Origin of the sequence: Synechococcus sp. Lug-A (assembly GCF_024345655.1) — a bacterium.
Classification (GTDB): Bacteria; Cyanobacteriota; Cyanobacteriia; order PCC-6307; family Cyanobiaceae; genus MW101C3.
In genome coordinates this window covers 1-14335 of sequence record NZ_JAGQBN010000022.1, presented here as the reverse complement: position 1 = coordinate 14335, position 14335 = coordinate 1, and the positions used below count along the sequence as shown (strand labels likewise).

Here is a 14335-nt window from a genome sequence, read left to right as displayed (position 1 = left end):
CCATGAGCGGCAGCTGGTTCGAGCAGCTGGAGGCGCAGCTGGAGCAACAACTGGAGGCGTTCCTCAGCAGCCGCCCCGAGCAGCGGCAGCTGCTGGTGGAGGAGGAGCAGCGGGAACGGCAGCAGCGGCTGAAGCGGCGGCAGCTGGAGGTGCAGGCGGAGGCGGAACGGCTGCGGCGCGCTCTGCTGGAGCTGGCCACCGAGATCACCCAGTGGCAGGGGCGGGTGGAGCGGGCCCGGGCCGCCGGCGCCAGCGCGCTGGCCGACCAGGCCGAAGCCCGGCTGCGGCAGCTGATGGCTCTTGGCCGCGACCGCTGGCAGGCCCTCAGCAGCCTGGGCGATGAGTTCCGCCGCCTGGACGCCGACCTGGCGGCCCTGCAACGGGAGCAGGAGCAACAGGCGGCTACCCCCGCAGCCTCAGGCGCGCCTGCGCAAGCTGGGTCGGGGGAACGCGGGCCGGGCCCAGCTGGAGCGACCCAGGGCAGCCAGGCAGAGGCGGCAGGAGCAGCAGCGGCGGCAGCTTCCTCCCCCGCCACGCCGCTCGATCCGATCGAGCTGGAAGCCGCCTGGTCGGCGTTTGAGGCGCAGCAGGAACTGGAGGAGCTGCGCCGCCGCCACGGCACCCCGCCGGTCTGAGCCGGCCGCTATGGGATTCCTTCTCTCCAAGCTGCTGCCGCTGCTGCTCTACCCGCTGGGGCTGGCCATCGGCCTGCAGGCGATCGCCCTGGCGGGGCGTCGCCGCCGCTGGAGCCCCTGGCTGAGTGGCGGCAGCCTGGCGTTGCTGTGGATCAGTGCCCTGCCGTTCACGGCCCGGCAGCTGGTCTGGGGCCTGGAGGAGCGCAGCGCCGCCCTCACCCCCAGCCCGCTTCCCACCGCCGACGCCGTGATCGTGCTGGGCGGCGGCCTGCAGCCCCAGCTGGCGCCCCGCACCAGCGTGGAGGTGAACGAGGCGGGCGACCGCCTGCTCACCGGCGTGCGGCTGCTGCAGGCCGGCAAGGCGCCGCTGCTGCTGCTGAGCGGCGGCAGGGTGACCTTCCGCAGCGCCAACCCGGCGCCGGCGGAGGCTGAAACGGCGCGGCGGCTGGCACTGGAGCTCGGCGTGCCGGAGGGGCGCCTGCTGCTCAGCGATCAGGCCCGCACCACCGCGGAAGAGGCCCTGGCGCTGCGTGCGATCGGCCGGGCCCGGGGCTGGCGTTCAGTGCTGCTGGTCACCAGCGCGATGCACATGCCCCGCTCGCTGGCCACGTTTCAGCGCCGCTCAGGGCTCCAGGTGGTGCCGGTGGCCTGCGACTACCTGCTGCCGGCCCGCAGCGCAACCGGAAGCCCGACGGCCGCCTCGCTGCTGATCGAGCTGCTGCCCGAAGTGGGCGCCCTGCAGCTCACCACCCAGGCGCTCAAGGAGCACCTGGGGCTGCTGGTGTACCGGCTGCGGGGCTGGAGTTGATGGCCGGGATGGGGCGCAGACGGGCTTGCGGCGGCGCACCCTGCTGCCAGCAGCGCATCCGGACCGGATGCAACAAACCGGGCAGCAGCTACTTCTTTGGCGCCGGTGGCACCAGGCTCACACCTTCGGGCGGCGGCGTGGGATCGGGATCGGCGATCAGCATGTGCTGGAGCACGATCTCGGGACGTTCACTGTCGCGCCAACGGATCCTGTAAGCCGGCATCTTGGTGCCGCGGCTGGTGGTCTGCTCCACCGGCTCCATCACCCAACCGCGACGGGAGCGGCCCTGAGGGTTGCGCTTGACCACCGCATCTGCGTGCTTGAAGCGGAATCCAACGCGCTCACCGCTCATGGGCCAAGGTCAGTGCCAACGTGACCCCATTATCCACTTTGCCCTTCAAGCTCCAGTGGAACCGGCCTCTGGACGCAAGAGCGGGAAGGCGATCACATCACGGATGCTGGGGCTGTCGGTGAGCAGCATGGCCAACCGGTCGATGCCGATGCCCAGCCCGCCGGTGGGGGGCATGCCCACCTCAAGAGCTTGGAGGAAATCCTCATCCACCCCCTGCGCCTCCAGGTCGCCGGCGAGGCGACGCTCCTGCTGGGCCTCCAGGCGCCGGCGCTGATCGACGGGATCGATCAGCTCGCTGAAGGCGTTGGCGGTTTCACGGCCCACGATGAACAGCTCGAAACGCTCCACCAGGCCGGGCTTGCTGCGGTGCGTGCGCGCCAACGGTGAGATCTCCACCGGGTAATCGAGCACGAAGGTGGGCTGGATCAGGCTGGCTTCCACCCGCTGTTCGAAGGCCTCGTTGAGCAGACGGCCCACGCTGTCAGCGGCGGCGGGCACCTCCAGCCCAGCGGCGGCCATGGCGGCAGCGGCCTGCTCACGGCTGGCGAAGCCGTTGAAATCGAGCCCGGTGGCCTGCTCCACCAGCTCGTGCATGGTGGCCCGGCGCCAGGGGGGCGTGAGATCGATCGCCACGCCCTGATACGTGAGGGCGGTGGTGCCGCACACCTGCACGGTGACGTCCGCGATCATCTGCTCGGTGAGCGCCATCATGTCGGTGTAATCGGCATAGGCCTGATACACCTCCACCGAGGTGAATTCGGGGTTGTGGCGTGTGCTGATGCCTTCGTTGCGGAAGATGCGGCCCAGCTCGTAGACCCGCTCGAAGCCCCCCACCACCAGCCGCTTGAGGTGCAGTTCGGTGGCGATGCGCAGGAACAGCGGCAGATCGAGGGCGTTGTGGTGGGTGCAAAAGGGGCGGGCGTCGGCGCCACCGGCCTCCAGATTCAGCACCGGCGTCTCGATCTCGAGGAAGTCGCGGGCATCGAGCCAGCGGCGGATGCCGCTCACCAGACGGGCACGGCGGCGGAAGGTTTCGCGGGTGTGCGGCGAAACGATCAGATCGAGGTAGCGCTGGCGGTAGCGCTTCTCCACATCCGCCAGGCCATGCCATTTATCGGGCAGGGGCTGCAACGACTTGCAGAGCATGTCCCAGGCCGTCACCTTCACCGACAGCTCACCCCGGTCGGTGCGCCGCAGTGTGCCGTGCACACCGATCAGATCGCCGGCATCCACCAGCGAGGTGATCTGAGCAAAGGCCTCGGGCTGCTCGGGCAAGGCCGCCAGCAGGTGGGCCTTCTCGATGAACAGCTGAATCGGGCCGCTTTCATCCACCAAGGTGAAGAAGGCGAGCTTGCCCATCACCCGGCGGGTCATCACCCGGCCGGCCACGGCCACGGCCACGGCACGCTCCTCGCCGTTGGGCAGGTCGGCGTGCTCCTGCTGCAGGGCGGCAGTGCGGTGGCTGGGCTCGAAGCGCAGGGCATAGGGGCCCTGACCGAGGGCCGCCAGGGCCTGGCCCTTCTCGAAGCGCGCCTGCTCCAGGCGGTTGACGGGGTGCTCCGGCAAGGCGACGAACAGGGGACGGAAGGAACCATCCTGCAGGAGCGCAGGCGGTGGGCCTAAGCGGTGACGGCGACCAGGGGATCGATCATCCGTTGCGAGGCGTAGCCGGTGCCGCGCACGGTGAGGATCAGCTCGGGGTTGCGGGGGTCGGGTTCGAGCTTGCCGCGCAGGCGGGCCACATACACATCCACGACGCGCAGATCCGCGGCGCGGCGCGGCGGGTAGCCCCACAGCTGCTCAAGGATCTCGGCGCGCGGCACCACCCGGCCGGGCTCGCGGAACAGCAGCTCCAGCAAGCTGAATTCGGTGTAGGTGAGGCCGATGCGCTCACCGGCGCGGGTCACCTGACGGCGGTTGGTGTCCACCACCAGGTCTCCGATGCGCATCACACCCTGGCCGGCGGGGATGTCGCGGGGTTCGCTGTTGGCGGATCCACGCCCCACCCGCCGCAGGATCGTGGAGATGCGGGTTTCGAGTTCCTTGGGGCTGAACGGCTTGGGCAGGTAGTCGTCGGCACCGAGATCAAGGCCGGCCACCCGCTCGGCGATCGCATCAAGAGCCGAGAGGAAGATGATCGGCACGCAGGATTCGGCCCGCAGGCGCCGGCATACCGCAAAGCCGTCCAGCTTCGGCAGCATCACGTCAAGCACGACGAGGTCGGGCTGCTCCTGATGGAACAGGGTAAGGGCCTCCTCCCCGTCCTCGGCGCAGAGGACGCGGTAGCCCGCGAGCTGCAGGCGCATCACCAGCACGCGGCGCACGGCGGCCTCGTCGTCGACGACGAGCAGGGTGGCCTTGGGTGCTGTCCGCGTGTCCTGAACCACCGCCTCCGCCTTGGCTTGCCGAGGCTGCGTGTCCAGTGGCATCACAGGAACAGTCGTGAAGAAAAATCACCCTACCTGTCAGCTTGTACGCATGGAGAGCAGAAGGCGCACGTCAGGGAGTAGCAGCGCCAAGACTTAATGATTTTTCAATAGTTGCAGCGGTGCCGGCAGCCACCGGTCAGCACCATTCTCACCAAGCCCATCGGTGGCCTCGCCGTGCGGCGCGGTCGCCACGCCGCACGGCGAGGCCAGGGCTCAGGGCCAGCGACCTTCCGCGTAGAGGTTCCATTCCCGCTCCGCCGCCAGCACGGCCGCATCGCTGCTGATCTGGCCAAGCATGGCGCGCTGGAGCTGGCGGTAGATGATCGCCTGCAGCCGCTTCACGCCGGGGTTGGCCGGCACCAGCACCCGTGCCCGCCCCAGCGTTTCAGCCGATTCCAGGCGTGCCGCATGCACCAGCGCCTGCTGGGGATCGGCAGGCGTGTCCCGCCGCAGCTGTTGCTCGATCGTGGTGAGCGCCTGCCGGGCCGAGGGGAGCACCCGCGCCTGCTCAGCGAAGCGGGCCTGATTGCTGGCGTTGGTCAGGAACAGGGCAAAGCTCACCGCTTCCTTGGGCATGGCGCTCTGGCGCGGCACCGCCAGGTTCATGACCGCCACGTTGGCGGTGCCGTCGGGGCCGGTGAGCGGCGGGTGGGGTTCGGTGACGGCAGCGATCCCCGGGGCGTTGGTCTGGATGCTGCGCAGGAACTCGGCGCCGCTGGCCAGCATCGCCAGCTCACCGCCCTGGTAGAGCTCGATCGCACGCCGGTAGCCCTGGCTCACCACTTCACGCGGCAGCAGGCCACGGCGGTAGAGATCGGTCCAGAAGGCGAAGGCCCGCCGGCCCGCCGGGCTGTTGAAGGCGGCCCGTTGGCGGTCATCGGTGAGGGTCACACCCATCTGCACCATCGACTCCAGCAGCTCGGCCGAGTCATCCGGCACCACCGTGACGAACAGCGCATGGCGGCCGGTGCGCCGTTTCACCGCTTCAGCGAAAGCCGGCACCTCCTCCCAGCGGCGCGGTGGGTCGGCGTATCCGGCCCGCTTCAGCAGGTCGCGGTTGGCGAGCGTGATGCGCGCCGTGAGATACCAGGGGATCGCGAACTGTCCATCCGCGTTGCGGCTGGCTGCCCAGATGCGCTGCAGATAGATCTCTGAGGCCCCAGGCGGCAGCAGTGGATCGAGGTCGAGCAGCCCCCCCTTGCTGGCCAGGTTGGCGGCGAACAGCGGGTTGAGGTTCACCACGTCGGGGGCGGTGCGGGCGTAGACCGCCGCCAGCAGCTTGCGCTCCACCGATCCCCAGGGGATGTCGGTCCAGCGCACCGTGATGCCCGGGTTCTCCTTCTCCCAGGCGGCGATCACCTCGGTGAGGTAGGCGTCGAACTTGGGGGAGAGATCGAGCGTCCAGACGTTCAGCTGGCGCCCCTGGCTGCGCGGACCGCCGCAGCCCGCCAGCACCGCCGCCAGCAGGGTCAGCACGGCACGCCGCCGCCAGCGCCCCCGGATCCCCTCGGTCAGCCCCCGCATCGCTTCAGCCCCTCGATGGTGCGTTCTGCTGCCGCCAGAGCAACAGCAGCAGCGAACAGATCATCGGCGCCAGCAGACCGGTGAGCAGGGTCTGGGTCAGCAGGGTGCGCAGGCTGCCGGCGAGAGGCAGCTGGGGGGGTAGGCCCAGCCGCTGCAGGATCAAGCTGAGCCCCAGCAGAAAGGTGCCGATCAGGGCCAGCAGCCCGAGGCTGAAGCTGCGCTCGAGCGGCGGTCCCTTGCGGCCGAGCCTCCCCCACCACCAGCCCAGCAGCACCAGCGCCGGAATCTGGGTGGCGCCATCGAGGGTGAGGGCATCGAGCAACAGCCCCAGCCCCAGCCCGGCCAGGGCACCGGAGACCGGCCCATCGCTGATCGCCCAGGGCAGAAGCCACAGCACCGCCCAGCTGGGTGGTGCCCCCGAGAGGCGCAGCAGCGCGGGAGAGGCCAGCGTGAGCCAGGGCACGAGCAGAGCGCTGGCCACAAACCACGGGTGGCGGTGCAGCTTGCCCACCATTCAGGGCGCCGCCTGCCGGGGCTGCACCAGCACCTGCACCCAGTCGATCGCTTCCACCGGCGCACTGAGCTGCACCACCGCCGTGGGCGCCGGCACGGCCTTTTCATCCACCGACTGGATCACGCCGACGCTCATCCCCGGCGGCACCAGCGTGCTGGCCGGCGAGGTGACCACGACATCCCCTGGGCGCACCTGCGGATCCTTCACCAGAAAACGCAGCTCGGGCCGGCTGCCGTTCACGCCGGTGAGCAGGCCCATGCTCTGGGTGCGCCCCACCCACACGCCGATGCGGCTGGAGGAATCGGTAAGCAGGGCCACCCGCGCGGTGGTGGGGGTGACGCTGGCCACCCGGCCCACCAGGCCGCCCGGGCCCACCACCGCATCGCCGCGGCGAATCCCCTGAAGCTCACCGGCGCCGAGCACCAACTGCTTCCACCAGCCCTCGGGTTCGCGCGAGATCACCGCCGCCGTGACCTCCTGGGGGTTGGCCCGCTGCAGACCCAGCAGGGTGCGCAGGCGCCGGTTGTCCTGCTCCAACTGGGCCAGTCGGCTGCGCTGGTCGAGCTGCTGGGCTGACTGCAACCACTCGCGCTGGGCCGTGCCGGGCCAGAACGGACGGCTGACCAGCGCGTAGGCATCCGTGAGGAAGGCCCCCTTGCTGAGGCGGACCCCCACCAGCGCCAGCAGCAGCAGCCACCAGGGCCAGGCCTGGATCACCCGTTGCAGCGAGGGGACGCGCGGCAGGCGCCCGAACGGCATGGATTTCAGGAGGACAGACGGGAGAAGTCAGGCGTGTCGAGCACGCGCTCCAGGCGCTTGTAGTCCTCCAGCACCTGGCCGCAGCCACTGACCACGCACAGGAGCGGGTCCTGGGCCACGTGGGTGAGGATCCCGGTTTCGTGGCTGATCAGCTCGCTGATGCCGCGCACCAGGGCGCCACCGCCGGCCAGCATGATGCCGCGATCGACGATGTCGGCGGCGAGCTCGGGCGGGGTGCGCTCAAGGGTGCGCTTCACCGCCTCCACGATCACGTTGAGCGGTTCGGCCATCGCTTCACGGATGTCACCGGAGCGCACGTTGATGGTGCGGGGCAGGCCGGAGAGCAGGTGCAGCCCGCGCACGTCCATCGAGGTCTCGTCGTGGGCGTCGTCGGGGAAAGCGGAGCCGATGCGGATCTTGATGTCTTCGGCGGTGCGCTCGCCCACCACCAGGTTGTGGACCTTCTTGAGGTACACGCCGATGGCCTCGCTGATCTCATCGCCGGCCACCCGCACCGACTCGCTGAGCACGGTGCCACCGAGACTGAGCACCGCCACCTCGGTGGTGCCGCCCCCGATGTCGACGATCATGGTGCCCACCGGCTCCGTGACCGGCAGGCCGGCGCCGATCGCGGCCGCCACCGGCTCATCGATCAGGTGCACTTCGCGGGCACCGGCCAGGCCGGCCTCACGCACCGCGCGGCGTTCCACGCCGGTGACGCCGCTGGGAATGCCGATCACCAGACGGGGCGCCACGATGCCGCGGCCCTCGTTCCCCTTCTGGATGAAGGTCTTGATCATCTGCTCGGCGGCGTCGAAGTCGGCGATGACTCCGTCGCGCAGGGGGCGCACGGCGCGGATGTTGCCCGGGGTGCGGCCGAGCATGAGCTTCGCTTCATCCCCCACGGCCAGGGGCACACCCCGCTCAAGATCGAGCGCCACCACGGAAGGCTCCTGAAGCACGATGCCCTTGCCGGACACGTACATCAGAGTGTTGGCCGTTCCCAGGTCGATGCCGATGTCGCGTGAGAGCTGGAAACGTCGAAAGAACACGTAGGAGCACCTGAGCGGTTGCGATCATAGGAGCGGGATCTGGCAGCACCCCCCCCGACGGTGGCGGTGGTACATCCGGGTGAAACGGGGGAACCTTCAGGGAGAAGCGGCCTGCGGCACCTTGAGGCAACGGGGCGCATCATTGATTCAACAACTCCACTTTTTTCAACGACAGGACAATCCATGGGTGTGAATTCCGTGACGCTGGTGGGCCGTGCCGGCCGTGATCCCGAGGTGCGCTACTTCGAGTCCGGCAGCGTGGTCGCCAACCTGACCCTCGCGGTCAACCGCCGCAGCCGCGACGACGAACCGGACTGGTTCAACCTCGAGATCTGGGGCAAGCAGGCCCAGGTGGCCGCCGACTACGTCAAGAAGGGGTCGTTGCTGGGGATCATCGGCAGCTTCAAGCTCGACCGCTGGACCGACCGCACCACCGGTGAGGAGCGCACCAAGCCGGTGGTGCGGGTCGACCGACTCGAACTGCTGGGCTCCAAACGTGACGCCGACCAGGGCGCCTACGACGACGGCGGCGGCGCTGGCGGCGGTTTCGGGGGCGGCGGCTATGGCGGCGGCTTCGGTGGTGGCGAGCCGAGCAGCGAGGAAGTTCCGTTCTGAGCCGCCTGCAAGGGCGTTGCCTTCAGCCGGAAGGTGGTCTTGGGCGGCTGGGCGCCTGCGTGGCTTCCCCAGGGACTGAGCCTCAGTGGCTGTCCTGGCGCTTCTTCCAGATGCGCAGCCCCAGCCAGGCGCCGGCGGCCAGCACGGCGAGCACCAGCACCACCTTGATCACCCGGGCCACCGGTTCGATCCACAGCTCCACGTTGCTGTAGCCCTCGCCCAGCAGCATGCCCGCCACTGTCAGCAGCAGGGTCCAGATCAGGCTGCCGGCCGTGGTCCAGATCAGGAAGGGCACCATCGGCATCATCTCGATGCCGGCGGGCACGGAGATCAAGGTGCGGATGCCGGGCACCAGCCGGCCCCAGAACACCAGGGCGGTGCCATGGCGGCTGAACCAGGTGCGGCTGCGGTGCAGCTCCTGCGGGCTGATGCCGATCCAGCGCCCATGGCGCGAGAGCCAGTGCTCGATGCGTTCCTCGTTCACCAGCCGCCCCACCCCATACCAGGGCAGGGCGCCGAGCACGGTGCCGAGCAATCCGGCCAGCACCACCGGAATCAGGCTGAGCTGCCCCTGCTGCACATAGAAGCCCCCCAGGGGCATGATCAGCTCGGAGGGGATCGGCGGAAAGAGGTTCTCGAGGAACATCGCCGCAAAGATCGCCGCATAGCCGGCCATCGGGTTGGCCTCCACCGCCGAGCCGATCAGCTCGGGCAGTTGCTGAACCAGTTCGATGGCCATGCCGGCGGGCTCGTGATCGGGAAAGTCTTCCACGCTGACGTGAAGGTTGCCCGATGCTCAGGGAAGCGGCTTGCCGGCGAGGCCATCAGGCCTGCCGGCGAAGCAGCAACGCTGGGCGCGGAACTGTGGGGCGCGGGATCAGTAGCGGTAGTGGTCGGACTTGTAGGGGCCTTCCAGCGGCACGTTGATGTAGGCGGCCTGCTCGGGGGTGAGCTCGGTGAGTCGGGCGCCGATCTTGTCGAGGTGGAGGCGGGCCACCATCTCGTCGAGGTGCTTGGGCAGCACGTACACCTCCTTGCCGTACTCGTCCCCTTTGGTGAAAAGCTCGATCTGAGCCAGCACCTGGTTGGTGAAGGAGTTGCTCATCACGAAGCTGGGGTGGCCGGTGGCGCAGCCCAGATTCACCAGCCGGCCTTCCGCCAGCAGGATGATCTTGTTGCCGCTGGGCAGCAGCACGTGATCCACCTGGGGCTTGATGTTGTCCCAGGGGTACTGCTTCAGGGAAGCCACGTCGATCTCGTTGTCGAAGTGGCCGATGTTGCACACGATCGCCTGATCCCGCATCTGGATCAGGTGGTCGTGGGTGATCACGCGGAAGTTGCCGGTGGCCGTCACGAAGATGTCCACATCCCCCACCACGTCGTCGAGACGGACGACCCGGTAGCCCTCCATCGCCGCCTGCAGCGCGCAGATCGGATCAACTTCGGCGATCATCACGCTGGCACCGAGGCCACGCAGCGACTGGGCGGAACCCTTGCCCACATCGCCATAGCCGATCACCAGGGCCACCTTGCCGGCCACCATCACATCGGTGGCGCGCTTGATGCTGTCGACCAGGGATTCGCGGCAGCCATAGAGGTTGTCGAACTTGCTCTTGGTGACGGAGTCGTTCACGTTGATGGCAGGGAACGGCAGTTCACCGCTCTTCTGCATCTGATAGAGACGCGCCACACCCGTGGTGGTTTCCTCGGTGACGCCCTGGATCTGGGCGTGGATGCGCGAATAGAAGCCGGGCTGGGCGGCCAGGCGTTGACGGATCGACTGGAACAGGGCGATCTCCTCTTCGCTGCCGGGGTTGTCCAGCACCGAGGGGTCCTGCTCCGCCTTGGTGCCGAGCACCACCAGGCCGGTGGCATCGCCACCGTCGTCGAGGATCATGTTGGGCGTGCCGCCGTCGGCCCACTCCAGGATCCGGTGGGTGAAGGCCCAGTATTCATCAAGGGTTTCGCCCTTGAAGGCGAACACCGGGATGCCGGCTTCCGCCATCGCGGCGGCAGCGTGATCCTGGGTGGAGAAGATGTTGCAGGAGGCCCAGCGCACTTCAGCGCCGAGAGCCACCAGGGTTTCGATCAGAACGGCTGTCTGGATCGTCATATGCAGGCTGCCGGCAATGCGGGCACCCTTAAGCGGTTGCTGGCTGCCGTACTTCTCACGCAGCGCCATCAGACCGGGCATCTCGGTTTCAGCGATCGCGATCTCCTTGCGGCCCCAGGCGGCAAGGCCGAGATCGGCGATCACATACGACGACGGGGTGGACAGTCCGGTTGCGGCGGCAGCCGAAACGGACGTGGCAGCTGAAGGCGTGGCCAGCATGGGGAAGCTCCGAAGGGAGAAGGATTGGGGATGTGGAAATATCTGCAGAGACGCCGAGGCTTCGGGCTCGCTTAACGGGAATCTACAGGGATGGAACAGTCTGCTGAGATCCGGGTGTGCCATCTGGCCGATGCGGCAGCCACGGCGGCGCTCGGGCGGGAGCTGGCGTCGCTGCTGTTGAACGGCGGCGGCCCCGGCGGCGGTGCAGCCCCTCCCACTTTGCTGCTGCAGGGGGAACTGGGGGCCGGCAAGACCTGCCTGGTGCAGGGTCTGGCCCTGGCGCTGGGAATCGACGAACCGATCACGAGCCCCACCTTCGCCCTGGCCCAGCACTACAGCGGCCGGGGCGCTGACGGCGAGCCCCATGCCCTCGTCCATCTGGATCTCTACCGGCTGGAGCAGCCGGCCGCCGCCGCTGAACTGTTCGCCCAGGAGGAGGAGGAAGCCGGCGCCCTGGGGGCGGTGCTGGCGGTGGAGTGGCCCGAACGGCTGCCGTGGCTGCCCGATGGCGCCTGGCGGCTGGAGCTTCAGCACGACGGGGACAGGCGCCGGGCAGTGCTGCGACCGCCGCACTCAGCCGCCTGAAGGCCTCAACTCCTTGAACAACCGGACCGTAGGCGACCTCCAGCTCCGCCCCGGGCCGTTTCCAGGATGCGCTGCAGCCGATCGGGATTGACCGGCTCGACATACCCGGGGGGGGGTGCTCATAGGGCGCCGGTGCCCGCTGCACTCTCACCCAGAACGGCCAGAACCTGCTGCTCGCTCGGCTGGGGATCAATGGCGCCGGCACCCTGGCAAACCAGTGCACCGCAGGCGGCTGCAAAGCGCAGAACCTGCTCCACGGCGCTGACGACCACCGGCTCTTGCAACAGCCCCGGCCGGCCCACCAACTGGTGCAGCAGGCCCGCCAGGAAGGCATCACCAGCACCGGTGGTGTCGATGGCAGCCACGGGCAGGGAAGGCAGCCGGCCACCGCACGCTCCCACCGCCCAGTCGATCGGCTCGGGGCCATCGGTGATCAGCACGGCGGGCCGCTGCGGCAGGGCCCGGCGCACGACTGTGGCGTTGGCGCTGCCGAACAGCCAGAGGGCCTCCTCACGGCTGCACTTGAGCAGGGCCGCCTGCGTCAGCAAGGGCTCAAGCCGCTGCCGCACCGCCGGCGGCGGGCCCTGCTCAGCGCCGAGCCCCCAGAAGGTGGGCCGCCAGTTGACGTCAAGCGCCAGCGGCAAGCCATGCGCCCCGGCAGCCAGCAGCAGCTCCTGCAGCGCCGCTGCCGCCGCAGCGGAAGCCAGCGGAATCGTGCCGCAAAGGAGCCAGCGGGCCTGGGCCAGCAGCGGCGCCAACGCCCCGGCCAGCGCCGCGGCATCGATCGCCTGATCAGCGAAGCCCTCCCCCCGGTCGCCGGCGAAGCCGCCGAAGTGGCGCTCACCTGCGGCATCGCGCCGCACCAGCACCGTGCGGCTCGGGCGCAGCGGATCGCACTGCAGCGCACGGGTGTCCACCCCCCGCTCCAGCAACAGAGCGCGGAAGGCGGCGCCGATGCGGTCGTCGCCCAGGCGGCCGATCAGCGCGGCGCCGGTGCCGAGCCGCGCCAGAGCGCAGGCCACATTGGCCGGGGCACCGCCGAGCCTGTCGTCGACCGGGGTGTCGCGGGCCGGATCGCCGCCGGGCGGGCCGAGCCGATCAACGAGCGCTTCGCCGAAGCAGAGCACCCGGGCAGGGGAAGGCACCGTCACGGCAGGCTCGCGCTCAGTTCTCTCCACACTCGCCGGTGGGCCCGGAGGCCGCCACGGGCGCCGCGCCGGCCAGCCGCTCCAGCAGCGCCGCGATGATGCGCGCATTGGCGGCAGGAAAGGGGAAGGCCGCCAGCCCCTCCGGCTCCACCCAACGCACCTGCTGACTGGCCAGGGGCTGCGGATCGCCCGCCAGCCAGCGGCAGAGATGCACCACGAAGCGGAGACGCTTATGGCTGTAGCTGTGCTCCAGGGTGATCAGCTCCTCGCCCACCTCCGCCTCGATCGCCAGCTCCTCGCGCAGTTCGCGGGCAATGGTGGCCGCGATCGCTTCGCCCGGCTCCTGCTTGCCGCCGGGGAATTCCCACAGCCCCCCCAACAGCCCCTCCGGCAGGCGCTGATCGATCAGCACCCGGCCGCGCCCATCGAGCACCACCCCCACGCCGATCACTTGAAAGGGCAGCGGCCGGGGGGCGTCCTTCACGGGGTAGCGGGCGGGGTCGCCGGCAGCGTAAGCAGCGCATGAGTTCCGCCAGGGGCAGCGGCCGCAGTCGGGAGAACGGGGGGTGCAGACCGTGGCGCCCAGGTCCATCAGAGCCTGATTGAAGGCCCGGGGCCGCTGCCGGTCGAGCAGCAGCTCGCTCAGCCGCCAGAACCCGGCGAGCTCCCGTTTCGGCGGGCGGGGAGCGGCGATCAGGCGCGCCAGCACCCGCGCCGCGTTGCCGTCAAGGATCGCGAAGGGTTGATCGAAGGCCGAGGACAGAATGCTGCCGGCGGTGCTGCGGCCGACGCCGCTCAGCGCCAGCCAGCCAGGCAGGTCACGGGGCCAGGGGTCGGCGCCGGGGGCGCTGGCATCAAGCAACTGCCGCGCCCCCTGCTGCAGGCGACGCGCCCGCCCGTAGTAGCCCAGGCCCTGCCAGAGCAGCAGCACCTGCTGGGGGTCGGCGGCGGCCAGGGCCGGCAGGTCCGGGAAGGCCGACATCCAGCGCTGCCAGTAGGGCAGGGCCACAGCCAGCTGGGTCTGCTGGAGCATCACCTCCGCCACCCACACCTTCAACGGATCAAGGGCTTCTCCATCCACCGGCGGGCGGCCATCGGGCCGCAGCTTCCAGGGCAGGTTGTGGCGCCCGTACCGCTCCCCCCAGGCCAGAAGGGCTGCACGCAGCTGCTGCAGGGGTAAGTGCTCCTGCCTGTCCGCCCAGCCAGCGCCACGCCGTCCTGCCATCAGCAATCGGTATCCGCCGCGCCCCGCTGGCGAGCCAGGGCCGCGGCGCTGAACACCAGGGCCATGAGCAGGTACCCGAGCGCCCAGCGTCCGCCCGTGCCCCAGCCCATCTGCAGCACGGTGTCGCTGGCGGTGAAACGCCAGGCGTGAATCAGCCCGAACCAGGAGGCCAGCGCCGCCAGGCCGGCAGCGATCGCCGCCGCCACGAACCGCTGCTCAATCACGTAAACCACCATGGCCGCCAGCAACATCGCGGCCACGATCTGCCCCTGTTCCAGAGCGAAGGCGCCGGCCGCCCACACATCAGCCTGCTGCAGCGGCACCAGCAGGGCCGGACCGAAGGGCTCGGCGGCGCTG

Annotated in this window: 15 protein-coding genes and 1 pseudogene; 4 read left to right on the top strand and 12 right to left on the bottom strand. The window is 69.6% G+C overall.

Annotation, left to right across the window (positions count from 1 at the left end; translation table 11 throughout):
• The first annotated feature begins 2 nt into the window (after window positions 1–2).
• A complete protein-coding gene (locus KBY86_RS13890) occupies window positions 3–635 on the top strand; it encodes a hercynine metabolism protein (RefSeq protein ID WP_255141556.1) in 633 nt (210 codons plus the stop codon).
• Window positions 636–645: 10 nt separating this feature from the next.
• Complete coding sequence (locus tag KBY86_RS13885) at window positions 646–1443, top strand: YdcF family protein (RefSeq protein WP_255141555.1); 798 nt, start codon at window positions 646–648, stop codon at window positions 1441–1443.
• Window positions 1444–1531: 88 nt separating this feature from the next.
• Here the strand turns inward: KBY86_RS13885 and KBY86_RS13880 are convergent, their stop codons facing one another.
• The 7 genes from KBY86_RS13880 to KBY86_RS13850 form a co-directional block, all read right to left on the bottom strand.
• Window positions 1532–1795: a hypothetical protein gene (locus tag KBY86_RS13880; protein ID WP_048016474.1), complete on the bottom strand. Its 264-nt coding sequence runs from the start codon at window positions 1793–1795 to the stop codon at window positions 1532–1534.
• Between the two features lie 45 nt (window positions 1796–1840).
• The gene (gene lysS, locus KBY86_RS13875) at window positions 1841–3361 is read right to left on the bottom strand and encodes a lysine--tRNA ligase (protein ID WP_255141554.1); all 1521 of its coding nucleotides are present in this window, start codon (window positions 3359–3361) and stop codon (window positions 1841–1843) included.
• 53 nt (window positions 3362–3414) lie between these two features.
• Entirely contained in the window at window positions 3415–4224 is an 810-nt protein-coding gene (gene rpaB, locus KBY86_RS13870) for a response regulator transcription factor RpaB (protein ID WP_094513914.1), read from the bottom strand.
• 213 nt (window positions 4225–4437) lie between these two features.
• A complete protein-coding gene (locus tag KBY86_RS13865; protein WP_255100546.1) occupies window positions 4438–5748 on the bottom strand; it encodes an ABC transporter substrate-binding protein in 1311 nt (436 codons plus the stop codon).
• Window positions 5749–5752: 4 nt separating this feature from the next.
• Window positions 5753–6259, bottom strand: a complete 507-nt coding sequence (locus KBY86_RS13860) for a rod shape-determining protein MreD (protein WP_094514032.1) — start codon at window positions 6257–6259, stop codon at window positions 5753–5755.
• Window positions 6260–6262: 3 nt separating this feature from the next.
• Window positions 6263–7021: a rod shape-determining protein MreC gene (gene mreC, locus KBY86_RS13855; RefSeq protein ID WP_255100545.1), complete on the bottom strand. Its 759-nt coding sequence runs from the start codon at window positions 7019–7021 to the stop codon at window positions 6263–6265.
• Window positions 7022–7026: 5 nt separating this feature from the next.
• Window positions 7027–8073, bottom strand: coding sequence for a rod shape-determining protein (locus tag KBY86_RS13850; protein ID WP_094513920.1), 1047 nt, complete (start codon window positions 8071–8073; stop codon window positions 7027–7029).
• A gap of 183 nt (window positions 8074–8256) precedes the next feature.
• On the opposite strand from KBY86_RS13850, the gene KBY86_RS13845 reads away from it, so the two are divergent.
• Window positions 8257–8688 (top strand): single-stranded DNA-binding protein, encoded by a 432-nt coding sequence (locus KBY86_RS13845; RefSeq protein WP_255100544.1) that lies wholly within the window; start codon window positions 8257–8259, stop codon window positions 8686–8688.
• A gap of 82 nt (window positions 8689–8770) precedes the next feature.
• On the opposite strand, the gene KBY86_RS13840 is transcribed toward KBY86_RS13845, so the two are convergent.
• Both KBY86_RS13840 and ahcY read right to left on the bottom strand, forming a co-directional pair.
• Window positions 8771–9427 carry a DedA family protein gene (locus KBY86_RS13840; RefSeq protein WP_094514035.1) on the bottom strand — a complete coding sequence of 219 codons (657 nt, stop codon included), beginning with the start codon at window positions 9425–9427 and terminating at the stop codon, window positions 8771–8773.
• Between the two features lie 138 nt (window positions 9428–9565).
• A complete protein-coding gene (gene ahcY / locus KBY86_RS13835; RefSeq protein ID WP_255141553.1) occupies window positions 9566–11020 on the bottom strand; it encodes an adenosylhomocysteinase in 1455 nt (484 codons plus the stop codon).
• Window positions 11021–11110: 90 nt separating this feature from the next.
• On the opposite strand from ahcY, the gene tsaE reads away from it, so the two are divergent.
• On the top strand, window positions 11111–11605 hold the full coding sequence (gene tsaE, locus KBY86_RS13830; RefSeq protein ID WP_255141552.1) for a tRNA (adenosine(37)-N6)-threonylcarbamoyltransferase complex ATPase subunit type 1 TsaE: 495 nt from the start codon (window positions 11111–11113) through the stop codon (window positions 11603–11605).
• A 119-nt stretch (window positions 11606–11724) separates the two neighbouring features.
• On the opposite strand, the gene KBY86_RS13825 is transcribed toward tsaE, so the two are convergent.
• The 3 genes and pseudogenes from KBY86_RS13825 to KBY86_RS13815 all read right to left on the bottom strand — a co-directional run.
• The gene (locus KBY86_RS13825) at window positions 11725–12750 is read right to left on the bottom strand and encodes a carbohydrate kinase (protein ID WP_399221607.1); all 1026 of its coding nucleotides are present in this window, start codon (window positions 12748–12750) and stop codon (window positions 11725–11727) included.
• A gap of 19 nt (window positions 12751–12769) precedes the next feature.
• On the bottom strand, window positions 12770–13978 hold the full coding sequence (gene mutT, locus KBY86_RS13820; RefSeq protein WP_255141550.1) for an 8-oxo-dGTP diphosphatase MutT: 1209 nt from the start codon (window positions 13976–13978) through the stop codon (window positions 12770–12772).
• A pseudogene (locus KBY86_RS13815) lies at window positions 13978–14335 on the bottom strand (NCS2 family permease); the annotation flags it as partial. The gene mutT and the pseudogene KBY86_RS13815, both read right to left, overlap by 1 nt.

Bases quoted from the DNA above. Each gene is read 5' to 3' on its own strand.
- KBY86_RS13890 (WP_255141556.1), top strand. From the start codon at position 3: ATGAGCGGCAGCTGGTTCGAGCAGCTGGAGGCGCAGCTGGAGCAACAA.
- KBY86_RS13885 (WP_255141555.1), top strand. From the start codon at position 646: ATGGGATTCCTTCTCTCCAAGCTGCTGCCGCTGCTGCTCTACCCGCTG.
- KBY86_RS13880 (WP_048016474.1), bottom strand. From the start codon at position 1,795: ATGAGCGGTGAGCGCGTTGGATTCCGCTTCAAGCACGCAGATGCGGTG.
- rpaB (WP_094513914.1), bottom strand. From the start codon at position 4,224: ATGCCACTGGACACGCAGCCTCGGCAAGCCAAGGCGGAGGCGGTGGTT.
- KBY86_RS13865 (WP_255100546.1), bottom strand. From the start codon at position 5,748: ATGCGGGGGCTGACCGAGGGGATCCGGGGGCGCTGGCGGCGGCGTGCC.
- mreC (WP_255100545.1), bottom strand. From the start codon at position 7,021: ATGCCGTTCGGGCGCCTGCCGCGCGTCCCCTCGCTGCAACGGGTGATC.
- KBY86_RS13845 (WP_255100544.1), top strand. From the start codon at position 8,257: ATGGGTGTGAATTCCGTGACGCTGGTGGGCCGTGCCGGCCGTGATCCC.
- KBY86_RS13840 (WP_094514035.1), bottom strand. From the start codon at position 9,427: ATGGCCATCGAACTGGTTCAGCAACTGCCCGAGCTGATCGGCTCGGCG.
- ahcY (WP_255141553.1), bottom strand. From the start codon at position 11,020: ATGCTGGCCACGCCTTCAGCTGCCACGTCCGTTTCGGCTGCCGCCGCA.
- tsaE (WP_255141552.1), top strand. From the start codon at position 11,111: ATGGAACAGTCTGCTGAGATCCGGGTGTGCCATCTGGCCGATGCGGCA.
- mutT (WP_255141550.1), bottom strand. From the start codon at position 13,978: ATGGCAGGACGGCGTGGCGCTGGCTGGGCGGACAGGCAGGAGCACTTA.